The organism is Pedobacter terrestris (genome assembly GCF_052343045.1).
Taxonomy (GTDB): domain Bacteria; phylum Bacteroidota; class Bacteroidia; order Sphingobacteriales; family Sphingobacteriaceae; genus Pedobacter.
In genome coordinates, this window is record NZ_CP180264.1 from 4,403,854 (window position 1) to 4,420,206 (window position 16,353).

General features: G+C 38.3%; 9 protein-coding genes. 2 read left to right on the top strand and 7 right to left on the bottom strand.

Annotated elements, in window-relative coordinates; all coding sequences use genetic code 11:
* Positions 1-3: 3 nt before the first annotated feature.
* Positions 4-306, bottom strand: coding sequence for an HU family DNA-binding protein (locus ACJVDH_RS18840; RefSeq protein WP_443944946.1), 303 nt, complete (start codon positions 304-306; stop codon positions 4-6).
* Positions 307-477: 171 nt separating this feature from the next.
* Between ACJVDH_RS18840 and mutY the strand changes: the two genes are divergently transcribed.
* Both mutY and ACJVDH_RS18850 read left to right on the top strand, forming a co-directional pair.
* Complete coding sequence (gene mutY, locus ACJVDH_RS18845; RefSeq protein WP_443944947.1) at positions 478-1,533, top strand: A/G-specific adenine glycosylase; 1,056 nt, start codon at positions 478-480, stop codon at positions 1,531-1,533.
* 52 nt (positions 1,534-1,585) lie between these two features.
* Entirely contained in the window at positions 1,586-2,023 is a 438-nt protein-coding gene (locus ACJVDH_RS18850; RefSeq protein WP_443944948.1) for a single-stranded DNA-binding protein, read from the top strand.
* 171 nt (positions 2,024-2,194) lie between these two features.
* On the opposite strand, the gene ACJVDH_RS18855 is transcribed toward ACJVDH_RS18850, so the two are convergent.
* The 6 genes from ACJVDH_RS18855 to ACJVDH_RS18880 all read right to left on the bottom strand — a co-directional run bounded on the left by ACJVDH_RS18855 (position 2,195) and on the right by ACJVDH_RS18880 (position 16,353).
* The gene (locus ACJVDH_RS18855; protein ID WP_443944949.1) at positions 2,195-4,936 is read right to left on the bottom strand and encodes an outer membrane beta-barrel family protein; all 2,742 of its coding nucleotides are present in this window, start codon (positions 4,934-4,936) and stop codon (positions 2,195-2,197) included.
* A gap of 304 nt (positions 4,937-5,240) precedes the next feature.
* Positions 5,241-5,639 carry a VanZ family protein gene (locus ACJVDH_RS18860; RefSeq protein WP_443944950.1) on the bottom strand — a complete coding sequence of 133 codons (399 nt, stop codon included), beginning with the start codon at positions 5,637-5,639 and terminating at the stop codon, positions 5,241-5,243.
* 7 nt (positions 5,640-5,646) lie between these two features.
* Positions 5,647-6,027: a glycine cleavage system protein GcvH gene (gene gcvH, locus ACJVDH_RS18865; RefSeq protein ID WP_443944951.1), complete on the bottom strand. Its 381-nt coding sequence runs from the start codon at positions 6,025-6,027 to the stop codon at positions 5,647-5,649.
* Positions 6,028-6,262: 235 nt separating this feature from the next.
* Positions 6,263-13,426: a T9SS outer membrane translocon Sov/SprA gene (gene sov, locus ACJVDH_RS18870; protein WP_443944952.1), complete on the bottom strand. Its 7,164-nt coding sequence runs from the start codon at positions 13,424-13,426 to the stop codon at positions 6,263-6,265.
* 12 nt (positions 13,427-13,438) lie between these two features.
* On the bottom strand, positions 13,439-14,023 hold the full coding sequence (ruvA, locus tag ACJVDH_RS18875) for a Holliday junction branch migration protein RuvA (protein ID WP_443944953.1): 585 nt from the start codon (positions 14,021-14,023) through the stop codon (positions 13,439-13,441).
* 5 nt (positions 14,024-14,028) lie between these two features.
* The gene (locus ACJVDH_RS18880; protein ID WP_443944954.1) at positions 14,029-16,353 is read right to left on the bottom strand and encodes an NADP-dependent malic enzyme; all 2,325 of its coding nucleotides are present in this window, start codon (positions 16,351-16,353) and stop codon (positions 14,029-14,031) included.

Here is a 16,353-nt window from a genome sequence, read left to right on the forward strand (position 1 = left end):
TTATTAAGCTTCTACGTTAATTTTTTTAGAGTTACCTTTTACTTTATCAACAAATACTTTTGCTGGTTTAAAACTAGGTACAAAATGTTCTGGGATAATTATTGCAGTATTTTTTGAGATGTTTCTCGCCGTTTTTTGCGCTCTCTTTTTTACAACAAAGCTTCCGAAGCCTCTAACGTACACATTTTCGCCGCCAATCATGCTGGTTTTGATTACCTTGAAAAATGCCTCAACCGTCTCCTGTACATCAACCTTTTCAATTCCGGTTTTTGTTGATATTTCTGAAATAATATCTGCCTTAGTCATATTTTATTATTTATATAAATTGTTTTATTTTAATATTATAACTGTTTTGGGGTTGCAAAAGTATTGCTTTTTAATGAGATAGGAAAATAAAAGATGATTTTTTTATATCTGCACGTATCACCTTAATGCAACTTTTTCCATTATCGCAAAATTAGCCCGTAATTTGCATTAATGACTTTCCAGCAAGAACTGATAAATTGGTATAACCACAACAAGCGCGATTTACCATGGCGACATACTACTGATGCCTATACCATATGGTTATCAGAAATTATTCTTCAGCAAACCCGTGTAGAGCAGGGACTTCCGTATTTTAATAAATTTCTGGAAAATTTCCCAACCGTTACCCATTTTGCTACCGCAACTGAGCTCCATGTTTTAAAGCTTTGGCAAGGACTAGGATACTACTCAAGGGGCCGTAATATGCATGCTACAGCAAAATTGGTTGTGGAAAAATACGGTGGCATTTTCCCTACGTTACATGACGATTTATTGAAATTAAAAGGCGTTGGTGAATATACAGCGGCTGCAATTTCTTCATTCTCTTCTGGTGAAGCACGCGCCGTTGTAGATGGAAATGTGTTCCGGGTTTTGGCCAGATACTTCGGCATTGCAACGCCAATCAATTCTCCGGCAGGTAAAAAAGAGTTTTTTAAAATGGCAAATGACTTACTTTTCCGTGATGACCCGGCATTATACAACCAAGCCATAATGGAATTTGGCGCCATTCAATGCAAGCCAAAATCGCCAGATTGCAGCCAATGCCCGCTTGCACAAGATTGTTTTGCGCTAAATAATAATGTAGTTAAAACACTGCCTGTTAAACTTGCAAAGGCCGAAAAGAAGAATAGGTATCTGAATTATCTGGTATTGACCGATGAAGAACGCATTTTGGTTAAAGAACGTCAGGCAGGAGATATCTGGCAACACTTGTATGATTTTCCGCTGATCGAAAGTATTTCTTCGGATGAATCAAGCGCTGAAAATTTAGTAGGAAAAATCAGACAGGATTTTGGTCAGGATACAGAAATCACCCTTCTACGCGCTAAAAAACATCTTCTCACACATCAAAATATACATTTACAATTTTTTGGATTAAAAAATTATATCTTTAACTTTAGTAAACAAAAGGGCCTTAAATGGGTTTCTTTTAAAGAGTTAAATGACTTACCTCAGCCAAAGGTCATTCATGATTTTTTACAAGAACAATTTAATATGGTGACCTAACTAATCACCATTTTTTGTTAAGATTTACAACACAACTAACCAAAAATATTTTATGTCTGGGATTAACAAAGTGATATTAGTCGGCCATTTGGGTAAAGACCCTGAAGTTCGACACTTAGAAGGCGGTGTAACCGTTGCCAGTTTTCCGCTGGCAACCTCCGAAACGTACAACAAAGATGGAAAACGTGTAGAACAAACGGAATGGCACAATATTGTTTTGTGGAGAGGTTTGGCTGAGGTGGCGTCAAAATATTTACAAAAGGGCAAACTGGTTTATATAGAAGGTAAACTCAGAACGCGATCTTTTGAAGACAAAGAAAAAGTAAAGAAATATGTAACAGAAGTTGTTGCTGAGAATTTCACGATGTTGGGTAGAAAAAGTGATTTTGAACCTGGTCCAACAACAACGATCAGTCAGCCTGCAGAAAATAAGATTGCAGATGAGTATTCGATTGACCCGAACGATGCTTCCGGAGATCTTCCATTCTAAAATACTTCAAAAATAATTTAGCAAGCAGTCCAAACAGGCTGCTTTTTTTGTTTGTAAATATTCAAAATAAAAGCAGATTGATCCTTCATAAACATTGTTTTTAAACCAAAAAAGGTGACCTCCAGAGGGAAATCACCTTTTTTGAATTGCCTAACATTATTGGTTTAAACCTCACATTCTTTGGCGCATGCCGCCTCCACCTGGACCACCTTGCATTTGTACATCGCTACTCATATTTCTTCCGCCTATGCGGGTTAATGAATATGTGAAAGAAAACATATAATATCTTTTTAAAACATTATAGTTTAAATCTGTGATAGATGTACCGGTTGCCGTTCTGGTAACGCCAGTATTTTGGTTTAAGGCATCGTTTACCGCAAATTTAAACGTCCCTCTGTTCTTGAAAAACTGACGGCTTATATATGGATTTAAAATCGTATAGTTTTGGTTGTAAATATCGCCACCACCAATGTTGGTGTAGTAATCAATATCTATAGCTATCCTGATATTTGCAGGTAATACATAGCTCATATCAAAGCTCGGATTTACAGTATAATAAGAGGTATTCGCCGATTGCTGGGCAGAGAAGGTAGACCTTGTATAACTTCCGGTTATCCCTCCGGTAAGATCAAACTTATCAAAATTGGTCACCAATTTATAACCATTAGAAATTGTGATGCTGTTGGTTACATTTTTTCTGGAAAGAGTTTCGCCAACAGGCACAATAAAATTGACGTTACGGCTATAATTACCGCCGCCAGAAATATTAAGTGTTAATTTTCTTTCTGCCATTAAAGGTAAAGACCAGGTAGCGCTCGCATCACCGGCATATACGCCATCAACATTGATATAACTGACTTGTTGAATACCGTTTCCTAGTGTTAAAACATCAGTTCCGATACTGTTTATCGTTTGAGTTAAACTTAGCCTTGCAAAGAAAAAACGACCATTTTCGATATTAAAATTATTAAAATTTACTCTTAAAAGGTTGTTGAAAGAAGGTTTCAGGTTTTGATTTCCGACATATACGGTTTGTGTATTGGTATTATCCGGAATTGGCTGAATCTGATCTATTGTTGGTTGAGTAGTAGAACCACGATAGTTAATAAACAAACGTTTACGGTTACTGAAATTGTACCTGAACTGTGCAGATGGCGTAATGTTGATGAAGTTTTGTGTAAACTTATCGCCAGTGGTTAAATTGGTATTGACGCGGTTGGTTTGTTGTGCTGCAACACCAATGTTCCAATTGTATTTTTTCTCTGTTGTGGTTAAACTAAAACCAAGTGCATTGGTTAATGTTCTGTTATTATAGGTATTGGTGAAATCCAAATCAATGATGTCATAAGATAAAGTAGCTGGGTTGTAATTATAAACCTCGCGTTGAGAATCGCTATTGATATAACCATTCTGGTAGTTAAACTCCATACTCAATGTTTTGTTAATTGGCTCTGTATATACCAATCTGGTATTGTTGGTGATGGAACTGCTTTTGGTATTGTTGAACTGATTGGTAAGACTATCTCTCGAAACGGCGTTTTCCGTAGTTGTTTCTGCGCGATAATTAAGATTGGTACCATTTGCATCGTTAATATTGGTGCTCATGTTTAAGGATAAGGTACGTCCTCTGCGTTTAAAACTTTTGCGTATTAATAGGTTATTGCTTGCCGTTGGCGTTACAGACGTTGTTGTATTGCGTTGCAAACCAGTTGTTAAAGATGTAGTCAGATCGCGGGTATAATTTGTTGAACTGTTTCCATCTGTTTCTGTATACGCGAAGTTAGGTTGAATTTTTATCGATAAGCTTGGATTAATTTTAGTATCTACCATAAAATTAAAACGATGGTTTAATTTATCTGTAGTATTGTCTAAAGTTTGATTGATATTTGAAGCTGTTGTACCAGAAAGGTTCTGAACATTTGAGGTTTGCAAATTTTCTGAAGTGGATTTATTGAAGAAATAACTTGCCTGAAACTGAGTTCCATCTTTATAGGTATCTGCAAAGTTCAAACCTGCTGCATTGGTTGTGGTAATGCCGTTTCCGGTGCCGGATGACGAATTGCCGCCGCCGCCACCGCCGGTTCTTCCACCACTGCCAAAACCATTACCCACGCCATTTCCCTGGCCAAAATTTTGTTTGTTTACATTATTAAACTGCCCAATGAATGAAAGCTGCTGATCTTCATCAAATTTATTAACGTTTAAACTGACATCGTAGCGATCATCAGATCCATAACCTGCAGTACTGTTCCCGAAATAACCATGTTTCATCCCACTTTTAGTGGTAATGTTTAAGATTTTATTCCGAGTACCATCATCAATTCCTGTAAACTGTGCCTGTTCTGAAAGTTCATCTATTACCTGAATTTTATCAACCATATCTGCTGGCAAATTTTTGGTTGCCAGTAAAGGATCATTGCCGAAAAACTCTTTTCCGTCTACCTTTACCTTAGTAATCGTTTCGCCCTGTGCTTTTACACTTCCATCTTTCGCAACTTCTACTCCCGGCACCTTTTTTAGCAAATCTTCTACAACTGCGTTTTCGCGCACTTTTATTGATTTTGCATCAAATTCTATAGTATCTTTTTTTACTACAATTGGAATTGCAGCGGTAACATTAACGGTATTTAGATCTACCCCGTCATCTGCCATCTCTAAAGTTCCTACATTTAACGCCGCGTTACTTACGGTAACATCTTTAGTTGTAGTTTTCAATCCTAAAAAGGCTACATAAACCCGGTATTTTCCGGCTGGTATATTTTTCACAGTAAACGTACCATCGGGTTGCGTTTGCCCGCTGGCTACCACGCTAGAGTCTTTTAGACTTTTAACCGCTATAGAGGCAAAATCGACTGGTTTTTTATCAGAAGCGGTTATTGCTTTTCCTGTTATTGATCCAGAATTTTGTGCCATCGCGGTGTATCCGCAAAAAATCAGGACAAGTAAAATTGCCCTTTTAACATTCATCTTCATTAAACTTTCTTTGATTGTGATTACAAAACTATCCTGTCAGACTATAGTTTAACCGAAAGGTTTGTTAAGGCATGTTAAAACTATAGTAACATTTTGAATACAGCCAGAAAAGGCCGGAAAGAAGCAAAGGAATTTTTATTTATTCTGACCGGGAAACGATCTGTAATAAACCTTAGGACAGTGACAGTCTTTTTTAAAAACGCTGCAGCCTGATAGTAAAACGGTAGCGATGATTACAAGAAGGCTAAGATTTTTTTTCATTGAAGTTTAATTTATGAAGAATAATATAGCTAAAAACTGCCATGCAGGCGCCCAACATGTCGCATCCGAAATCCCACCACTCGGCAGAACGGTAGGTAAATACTTTCCATTGTAACAACTCAATTCCACCACCAATTATTGCGTTGATCAGTAAAATTTTAAATATTGTTAAAGTTCTGAAGCCGTAGCTGTGCTGGTAGTTTATTTTCCCGTAAAAGAGCAATACAGAGAGTACGTAAAAAAAACCTAAATGGGTCATTTTATCAAAACCTGTGAAAAAGAACCTGCCAGATTTGGTTTCTGGCATATGCATAAAACAAAGCACTAAAACAACGAATGTCCAGATAATGGCCCAGGTTTGTCCTTTTAGTGCTTTGAACATATAACTATTATGCGCCAACTAAGGCTTGATATGCTTCTGCTGTAAGCAATTCATCTAATTCGGCAGTGTTGCTTAAAGAAACTTTAACCATCCAACCATCGCCATAAGGATCAGAATTTACCAATTCAGGATTGTCATTTAAACCTGCATTAAATTCTAAAATTGTTCCGGTTACTGGCATAAATAAATCAGATACTGTTTTCACAGCTTCTACAGTTCCAAAAACTTCTTCTTTTGCAACTTCGCTACCTACAGTGTTGATATCAACATATACGATATCACCCAATTCGCGTTGTGCAAAATCGGTAACTCCGATAAATGCTTCGTTACCTTCAACTTTAACCCATTCGTGGTCTTTAGTATACTTTAATTCTGCTGGAAAATTCATTTATTTTTTATGATTTAATTTCAAATTCGATGTTTTCGTTAGCAAAGCGATCAATTAATTAGTCTAAACCAGTTAACTCCGCTTATTGAGCCAAAAATACAATTTAGTTTAACCAATAGCAATGGAGAAAAATCAAAGTTTAAGATTATTAAATCCCGAAAATAAATTTGAGTTTCCCAGGGATAAATAAAGAAAGACTTCTGGCAGATGAATGACCAACCAGAAGTCTTATTTTCTAATTCAATGTAAACCGCAAACTAAAACCAAAATTGCTGTACGATGTATTGAATGATTGTGAGGTATATGGCTTTGTGATGTTAGAATCGTAATACAATTTGATATTGAATTTCTGATTCAAAGCATAATCTACACTTGGCCTAAGCGTAATATTTTTTGCGCCAGATGACACTTCTGCAGATTCTACATCGGCACGGTAAATAACGGTTTTGTTATCTCTAACGGCAACATCCAGTTTAAAATCCATGTTGTTATCCATCTTAACACTTTTGAACATCCCAAAAGGGAAACGGAATTTGTTGGTTCTGTAACCCAAGCCGAAAACGATGTTGTTTTCTGACAATTGCGCCAACTGACTGTTAGATAAACTCAAACCCAGTAAACGCGATCTGTTCAGCTCCATTGAGATGGTCAGGTTATTTTTGAAACGCGTATCAATACCAATTAATGGCGCAAAATATTCAGCCAATGTAACCTGACTGAATTGATATTCTGGCAAAAAGTTATTGTTTGCATCACGCGCATCAACCGCTCCATTCCTTTCAGAATACCTTATTAAGGTATTGTATCCATTAATGTTGTATGAAGAGCGATAACCGTGTTTAAGATCTACAGACGAAAACCGATCAGCAATAAGGGGAATTTTTGTTAATCCACTGTAAGTTAAATTCCAGTTTGGCAAAGGAATTTTCGGGAAAGAATTTAAGGAAACCTTACTTGCATCTTTACCAGAATATGCAGCTAAAAATGCGGCCACAATTACATCCTGATTGTCTTTCCCGTAACCATCAGAATAACCACCGCTTGTACCTAAAGAGTTTCCGTTACGGGCACCTAGTCTTCTTGAAATAACCATTCTATTGGCCATAAACTGGTTAAATAAACTCGAAATCATACTCGAATTTTTTTCTTTAAATGCAGATCCTATAGCGATATAAGATATGCTATAATCGCCGGAAGTTGTCGCGCTTAAATTATCAAATGATGATGAAGTGGTTACGTATCTGAAATTAGATGAAAAATTTCTGTTCTGCGCACGGTTTGCTTTTAAGGTAATTTTAAGGTCGCGGATTGGTTCTACCTGACTGGTAAACTGCAAATCTTCACGAAGTGTATTAACATACAATTGTGTTTGCAAAGTATCGCTGGTAAGCCAGCCATTCATCAATGCCGATTGTCTTATGTCTGCCTGACTACCAAAAACAAATCCTAAACCTGGTGCACCAGTCACGTTATCTAATCCAAGGTATTTTGTTTTAGGGAGATATCCCGGAAGGAAAATACCTTTGGTTTGCACAAGATTGATGTTAACATTTTTGATACTGGTTAACACGCTGATGATGGCATCTTTAAAACTTCTGTTCTCTTGATTGTTGCTGGAATTTCTAATGAAACCAAATTTGTTATACAGCGTCATCAAGTTCAGCATGGGGTTTACCTGAACGGTCCTGGTATTCTGAATGGTATTTCCCAGGTTAATATTCGGATCTGTCAAAGTTGCCAAAGGCTCCGTTTGCCAGTTAAATGTTGTTCCGTATTTGGTGGTAACCGATACCCAGTTAAAACCCGGAATTTTATCGATTGGCAATTTATAACTCACGTTTAAATTGTGGTTGTAGTCAGTTGTGCGGCCAAAATTTTTCAGGTTTTGCCAAACGGTATCGCGTTTTAAGCCATCAATTTTGCCATCTGGTTCGTCTATAATGGAATAGTTGGTTGCATTAAAATCAAGTTGTAAAGAGCGTGTCAGGTTCCAGGCAACGCCATATACGCGGCTCATGGTAAAGTTTTTATTGTACGTTGTCGGATAGCCGTTTTTGTACACAGAAGTTGATGCGTCAAGCTCGTTGTTGCGCAAAGTATTTTCAGAATACAGCCGATCTACATCCATTCTGAAGTTTAAAGATGATGGCATAAGATTGATGTTGATATCTTTTAAAAGTGCCAGCATATTGGATTTTATAATTTTCTCGAACGGCGCATAGTTTCTGGATTCTCTGGAATAACTGTACTGCAAAGATGCTCTGTAAGTATTCTGCACTGAACTTTGATTAATGTAATCGCGGTGGTTATATTGCGTAAAGGCATAACTTGCAGAGAAGTTTTCAATGTCCCAAACCTGTGCAGGTTTTGAAGTATTTACACGCTCTTTATGCACATTGGTAAAGTTGATGCCTTTGCGTACGGTATAATCCTGTGAGAAATTCAGAATTGAATCGCGTTGCGATTTATTTGCCGCTTTATCTAAAGCATTTTTCAGTTCGATGTCCGGAGTTCTCGGGTTGTATTGTGGCGTAATAACTTGCTTAGAATAACTTACATACATCGGAATTTTTATGCCCGATTTCTGCGGAAGAAATTTACCCAATTCTACCGCTGAAGAAATATCGAAAGATGCATTATCCGACCGGTTTCGTTCAATCATTTTAGAATCCAGCGCACCAAATCCAATCGTTGATTTGCTTCCTGAAATATTTACATCGGCAAAATCTGCAAGTTTAAGATTTAAACGTCCGGTAGCTGCCCAACCGCCGCGCTCATCAAATTCAGTTAAACGCAGTTCATTAAACCAAACCAAAACGCTCTTATCCATGCCATCATCATCTTCCAAAGCGGCATTTCTAAGTGGATTTTTTACCCCAACCATATACACACGTACTTTACTCATATCCGGCTGTCCCTTTACGATAATCGTGTTGGTACCATCGGTATAAGTAAATGGCAGATTGGTTGGCCAGGCTTGTCCATTACTCAGTCTGGCTTCATTACGCGCAAGCTTGGCATTCTGGAAGAGCGTAAGATCAACATTCATGCGGTTCGCTTCTGGCCAGATTGCATCCGGATCGCGCGTACCAGCCGTTGTAATCTGCAAAGGCATATTATACTCGTAATAATTGTCTTGATTATCTGTACCAATCCTTAAAAAAGCCGCAACCTCATTATTGTAAATTAACTGATTGTTCACAGCTTCGGCGTGTACATACATTTCGAGTTTTTTATATGATCGGAAATCACTGTAAGCCGTTTTAAATGCAGCTCTTCCATAACCATCTTTTAATGTTTTTACCGTAACCGAAAGTGATTGTTCATTAAGTTGCGTATTGCTTGAATAGTTGCTGTAATCCCTTTCGCGTGCAATGCCTGGCGGCGTTACATATGGAATTGGTGTACGCGTACCATTTTCTTCGATATTTACTGTAGATACATCAATAGTGGAATTGTCCGGTGTTAAAGTTGCCAGCGCCGGATCTACAATAACTTCACTACTTGCATTCGTAGAATTATAGGGTCTCCATTCGCCGCGTACCAATTGTAATTTCGCAAAACGAAGTACGGCAGTATCGGTAAAATTGGTCATAAACATCCGCATAAAACGGATAGATTTAAAATCTTCAATACCACCGACTTTCTGACTATAATCGCCAATCGGGATTCTGAACTGATACCAGGTTGAGGCCTGTGTATTTCCATTGGCCAGTTTTACTTGTGAAGTTACTTTATCGGTAATGAAATTCTGACCAACAATCAAATCACTTGGCCGCATAGAAACTTTGTACTGAAAATATTCATCGCTCTGCGTCATATTATTATCGCGATTGATATCTTCCCCATCCGGAAGTGATGTTGATGCAGAATTTTCTAATCCAAGTTCTTCCTGAGATTGTTGTGCAGTTTTAGAATTTCCTTCCGGGCCGTTATAATTCTGATAACGTTTTAAAATTCCGGCATTCATTTGATCCAATGCCGGACCACGGAAATACGTGTAATTATCTGATGACGGATCTGCTTCTAAAGCCGCAGCAGCCGTGGCATTTAATTGCGATCTGATTTGTGCAATTTGTGTAGAAAATTTGCTGCGCTCATTGGCATCAGATAAACCATCTAAACCAACATCTTGCGCACGGCGTGTTGCCGGATCGGTATCAAAAGCCTGAATTACCGGTTGCAATTTGGGTACGCGCCCCCAGTTTGTCTCATCATATTTAGAAGGATCGTCTGTTGCAGGCAAACCATTTTCCAAGGATTTTCTTCCGTCTTTAAGTATATCTTCAGAAATATTACCCAGGTTAAAATATAAATCTCCGCCTGTTGATCCCGGTTTGTAGCTAAACGGATCCATCACCCAAAACTCTATATAACCAATATTTAAAGATTCAAAATCGTTGGTTTCTATCTTTCGCTGAAAACCGCCCCAGTTGTTTTGCGGTAACATTAAACGGCCATCTGCCTGCAAAGCGGTTGATCTGTAATTGTACGGCCCACGAAGTGTTGGATAGTACGCAACATCTAATGTCGTAATATTTTGTGCCTGGCCGGTTGCAATTTCTTTATACGGAAAAACTTCTTTTTCTAAAACTTCACGTACATAGTTATTGGAAAGTTCATCTTTATTGTTGCGGATGTTGGCAGGCGTAATTGTTGATGAAGAATTGTAAAATGTTGGATCGATATTGTAAAAAGCAATTTTGGCCCGGTTAAAACCGTAGGCAAGGTCATCTATCAATTGCGATTCACTAAACATTTGCGGTGTGCCGGAAAGTTGCCAGGCTATCGCACTTTTTAAATCAATGATAGACCTCGAAGATTCAAAATCGTCCAGATAACTTACACCGTTTTGGCTGTTGGCGAAATTTAATGCTTTCGGATGCCCCGGAATCAGTTGCGCAAACTCTCCATAGAATGAAACGCTTGATGGTGCTTTTGTAGAGATTAATGGGATTTTATCAACCAATTTAGTTAAAAATCGCGATGGCGAACTGTAGTTGACATCAAAACCCCAAATGGTATTGGAAATCGGTTCTTCGCCAATATTTACTTTTTGCGTAAGTGGCTTTTCTGTCAGGTTCATAAACGTACCGCCCAAAGTCAGTTTGTTATTTACCTGATAATCAAAACGGGTACCAAACAAAGATTTTTGCTGAAGCCCAAAAAGTTCGTTATTCTCTGTCGTTATCCGGATATTCTGCCCTGAAATTAAGACTGCCTGGTTAATAATACTTACCCGGCCGCCCTGATAATCTACCGTATAATCTACACCTTCTGTAAGTGGAATGGTACCAGAATATACCTTAACAGATCCTTCAGGAATATTGATGGAGTTTAAACTAAATTCTGAAGAGACTTCAGATTGATAATTTCCTTTAATTACGTACCGGTTTTGGTTCGGGAACAATTGCCGGGCAATTAACTGAGTAGAATCGTAGAGCGCGGTAAAGGTATATTTATCAATCAAAGCTTGTTCACTCGGAAGAAATTTCGATGCCAAATCTTTACCAAAAGGCTCTACAACCGGAAAAATGATACGTCCGTTTGTTGGGTCAATTGTTATATAACCCGTATTTGTATTGTTAATTAAAGAGGTTAGCGCACTTAACGAAGAAATGGTATTGGCAGTTGTTGTACTGGTAGAATATGCCCCGAAAGCATTGTTTACGGCAACAAAATCGAAAACCCCATCCGGCCGTCTTTCATTTTGAGTATTTAAACGATCTACTTCTGATAGTGAAATCCATTGTTTATTCATGGTATTCTGGCCTTCGGTCATCACCGGACTATCCACACCAGTTGCATTATCTGTACGATAAATATCCAGTTTGAAATTATTCGGACTGATTTGATAACCGCCAATAGAATAGATGTTTTTCATCATCAAATCCCAGGTTGGCAAAGCAATTTTAATCGTTTCGTTTTTTAGCAATTTGGTATACAAAACATTTGGGTTTGCAGAATCAAATGCCCTGTCTGTAGAGAACTCACCCACCTGATACTCTACTCCGTTATATGTATATCGGTACGCAACCGCTAATACTTCATCAGCATTTAAAGCCGCATTTAAGGAAATATACCCCAATTGTGGCTGAAAGGTAAATTCCCGGTCGGTCAATTTCCTTGCGTAGGTTAATTTGGCGAAGTTGTTTGTGCCGCCATTTGCCTGGAAAAAGGAAATAATATCATTAGAACTGCTTAGGCGTGCACCAGCAGGCAGTTGTGCCAATAAATTATTGGATTGCTGATTGAAACCAGTAACGGTAGTTCCGGCAGGCAGGTTTGATGTTCCACCAGAAATCTGCGCGGCGTTATAGGGTTGGTTTTCACCTAAATCCAAAAATGCCATTACATCTCTGGAATCTGTTGTAGTTCCGGCTTTGTTGGTAATCCAAACCTCTACCTTCGTAACTTGTATAGGGGACGTAATTACCGGCGCATTGGCCAGGAAATTATTGTAATTGTTGCGAAAATAGTGCGCCAAAAAATAATGCCGGTTTGCTTCGTAACTATCTGCACTTATGGAAAATGTATTTTGTTGTGCACCATTGGTAATTTTGATTTCGCGCGCTTCAGATTTCTGCTGCGTATATACACTGGTTACATTTAAACGCCCAAATTTCAGTTGCGTTTTAACACCAAAAAGTGCTTGCGCGCCGGTGATCAGGCTTGTATTTAAAGGCAGGCCAACATTACCAATTTCTATCTTTTGGATAATCTCATCCGGATCTCCGGTATATTCCAATTTGATCTGATTTTCAAAATCGAACTGTGCCTCTGTATTGTAATTGCTTTTGATTTTCAGTTTTGTACCAATATTCCCAACCAGATCCATTTGTATCCTCTGGTTAAAATCAAAATTGGTTTGTACACGCTGTTGCGAATTAAAAAGCGGATTTTCGTTCTTATTTACTCTACCCAAGAAAGTAAGCTCTGCCTCTCCACGTGGTTGAATATTAATGCTATTGCTACCAAAAATTTTCTCAAAAGATTTACTATTGATCTGGATTTCCGGGATTGCACCAGTATTTCGATAATCATTTACTTCGGCACTTGAAATGCTTCTCCAGTTTTCTCGCTTAATATCACTGTTTAATAAACGTTGATATTCTTCTACGGTTAAATACTGAATCTGTGTAACATATCTATCGCCAATAATGGTTTTCACAATATAGCGACGATTTTTGGCATCATACTCAACAGCGCGCTTCACATTATTAGGGAGCGGAGAAAACGGAGATGTAACCCGATCTAAACCAAGGGTTTCCTTTTCTTTAATGCTGAAGTTATTTTTAGATACGGCAGTATCCGTTTTGCTCTGAACAACCTGAGAGAGGGCGTTTTTTTTAGCAAATAAGAGAGATATGAGGAGCAGAAATGTAGAAATTCTCTTCAAAGGCAGTACTGTCTATAAATTTTTTAAAGCGTGCTTAATTAGTTGCTCTACCGAAAGCGTTCCTTCTGTCTTTGTTAAAATCTGATCAATAGTTTTTTCGGCGGTTTGTTTGGCGAATCCGAGCATTACCAATGCTGATAACGCTTCATCTTTCACAGTATTGTGTTGCGGTACAGAAATAAGTGTGTCTGCACCTTCTTTTTTTAGTTTGTCTTGCAACTCTAAAACCAGGCGTTGTGCGGTTTTTGCGCCAATGCCTTTAATGCGCTGTATAAGAGGCAAATCTCCCTTCACAATTGCAGCCTGAATTTCTAGAGGTGTAATGGAAGATAAAATCATTCTTCCGGTATTCGGCCCGATCCCGGAAACTGAAATCAGGTGTAAAAATAAACGGCGTTCGCCTTCATCGGCGAACCCGTATAATGTATGTCCATCTTCTTTAACGTGCAGCCAGGTATAAAGCTTGCAACGTTCAGAATCTCCAAGAGCGCTATAAGTGTTTAAAGAAATGTTTATATGGTAGCCAATACCTCCGGCTTCAATTACAACGTAAGTTGGATTTTTAAAAGTTAACTTACCATCAATATAGGCGTACATGAATATTATTTCTTAGTTGTTTTCCCAAATATACCTTTTCGTTTTGATGTTCCAGCAAGTTCTTCTTTAGCTTGAGCGTCAACAACAGCAATTGTTACCATATTCACAATCTCGCGAACAGAGCTTCCCAATTGAACAATATGAACAGATTTATTTAATCCTAAAAGGATAGGACCAACGGCTTCTGCTCCTCCTAATTCCTGTAGCAATTTGTAAGCAATGTTACCCGACTCTAAATTGGGGAAAATGAGTGTATTTGCCGGTGCATTTGCAAGTGTACTGAAAGGGAAATTCTCATTCAACAGTTCATTATTTATTGCGAAGTTACCTTGCATTTCTCCGTCGACAACAATTTCTGGATGGTTCTTATGCAGCAAACGTGCAGTTTCGCGCACTTTATTTGGTGTTATGCCATCATTAGAACCAAAGTTTGAATAAGACAATAAGGCAATTCTTGGTTTGATGTTAAATTGTTTTACAGATTTATCCACCAACAAAGTAATGTCTACCAGTTCTTCTGCCGTTGGATCTACGTTTACTGTAGTATCGCCAAAGAATACAGGGCCTTTTTTGGTCATCATCATATACATTCCTGCAACGCGTTTAACGCCTGGTTCTACACCAATAACTTGTAAAGCAGGTTTAATAGTAGACGCATAATTTTTGGTTAAACCAGAAATCATGGCATCGGCTTCGCCAAACTCTACCATAGATGCGCCAAAATAATTCCGGTCTCTCAGGTATTTCGTTGCATCATTTAACGAAGAAACGCCTTTACGCTGGCGCTTTTTGTATAAAGCTTCAGCATACTTTTTGGTTTTCTCCGGAGATTGCATTTGATCGATAATTTCTACACCGTTCAATTCCAGTCCGTGTTCGTTTATAATTGCCTGGATTTTTTCTTTATTTCCGAGCAAAATCGGAATTGCTACATTATCGTCTTTAACAATTTGTGCAGCTTTAAGAATTTTGTAATTATCGGCTTCTGCGAAGACAACACGCTTCGGATCTGATTTCGCTTTAAGCGTAACCGAACGCATAATGGCATCGTCCAAACCTAAACGTTTTCTAAGTTCTTCAGAGTACGCATCCCAATCCGTAATTACTTTTTTGGCCACTCCACTTTCTACAGCAGCTTTAGCTACAGCCATAGAAACTTCTGTAATTAACCTAAAATCTACTGGTTTTGGAATGATATAATCTTTCCCGAATTTTAAATTGGTTGCATTGTAAGCCAGATTTACGGCTTCCGGAACTGTTTTTTTAGCGAGTTCTGCAATGGCTTTAACCGCAGCGATTTTCATCGGCTCGTTAATAGTAGTTGCACGCACATCTAATGCACCACGGAAAATGTATGGAAAACCCAAAACGTTATTTACCTGATTTGGGTAATCCGATCGTCCGGTGGCCATAATAATGTCTTTACGGGTTTTGATCGCCAAATCATAAGCGATTTCAGGATTTGGATTCGCCATGGCAAAAACAATCGGGTTTTTAGCCATCTTGTTCAGCATTTCTGGCTGAATAATATTCCCGGCAGAAAGACCAACAAAAACATCAGCACCATTTAATGCATCTGCAACTGTTTTGATATCTTTTCTGTCTGTAGCAAACTCCATCCGGATATCGTCCAGATCTGTACGCTTGGTATCAATTAATCCGTTGATGTCAAACATCACCAGATTTTCTTTTTTCACCCCCAAAGAGAGGTACATTTTTGAACAGGAAACGGCAGCAGCACCTGCGCCGCTAATAACCATTTTAATTTTATCGAGTTTCTTTTTCTGTATTTCGCAGGCATTTAATAATGCTGCACCAGAGATAATGGCTGTACCGTGCTGATCATCATGCATCACGGGTATATTCATTTCCTCTTTCAGACGTCTTTCAATTTCGAAACATTCTGGTGCTTTAATATCTTCAAGGTTAACACCTCCGAAGGTTGGTTCAAGCGCTTTAACAATTTTTACAAAATCATCCACATTTTTGGTATCCAACTCCAAGTCGAATACATCGATATCTGCAAAAATTTTAAACAGTAAACCTTTACCTTCCATTACCGGTTTACCGGCTTCGGCTCCAATATCCCCCAAACCCAAAACGGCTGTACCGTTACTGATTACAGCAACTAGGTTACCCTTTGCGGTGTATTTATATACATCTTCGGTATTTTCTGCAATTTTTAAACATGGTTCTGCAACTCCTGGTGAGTATGCTAAGGTTAAATCTCTTTGAGAAGTGGTTGGTTTGGTAGGTACTACCTGTATTTTACCTGGTCTCCCTTGGGAGTGATAATCCAGTGCATCTTGTTTTCTAGTGATATTACTCAT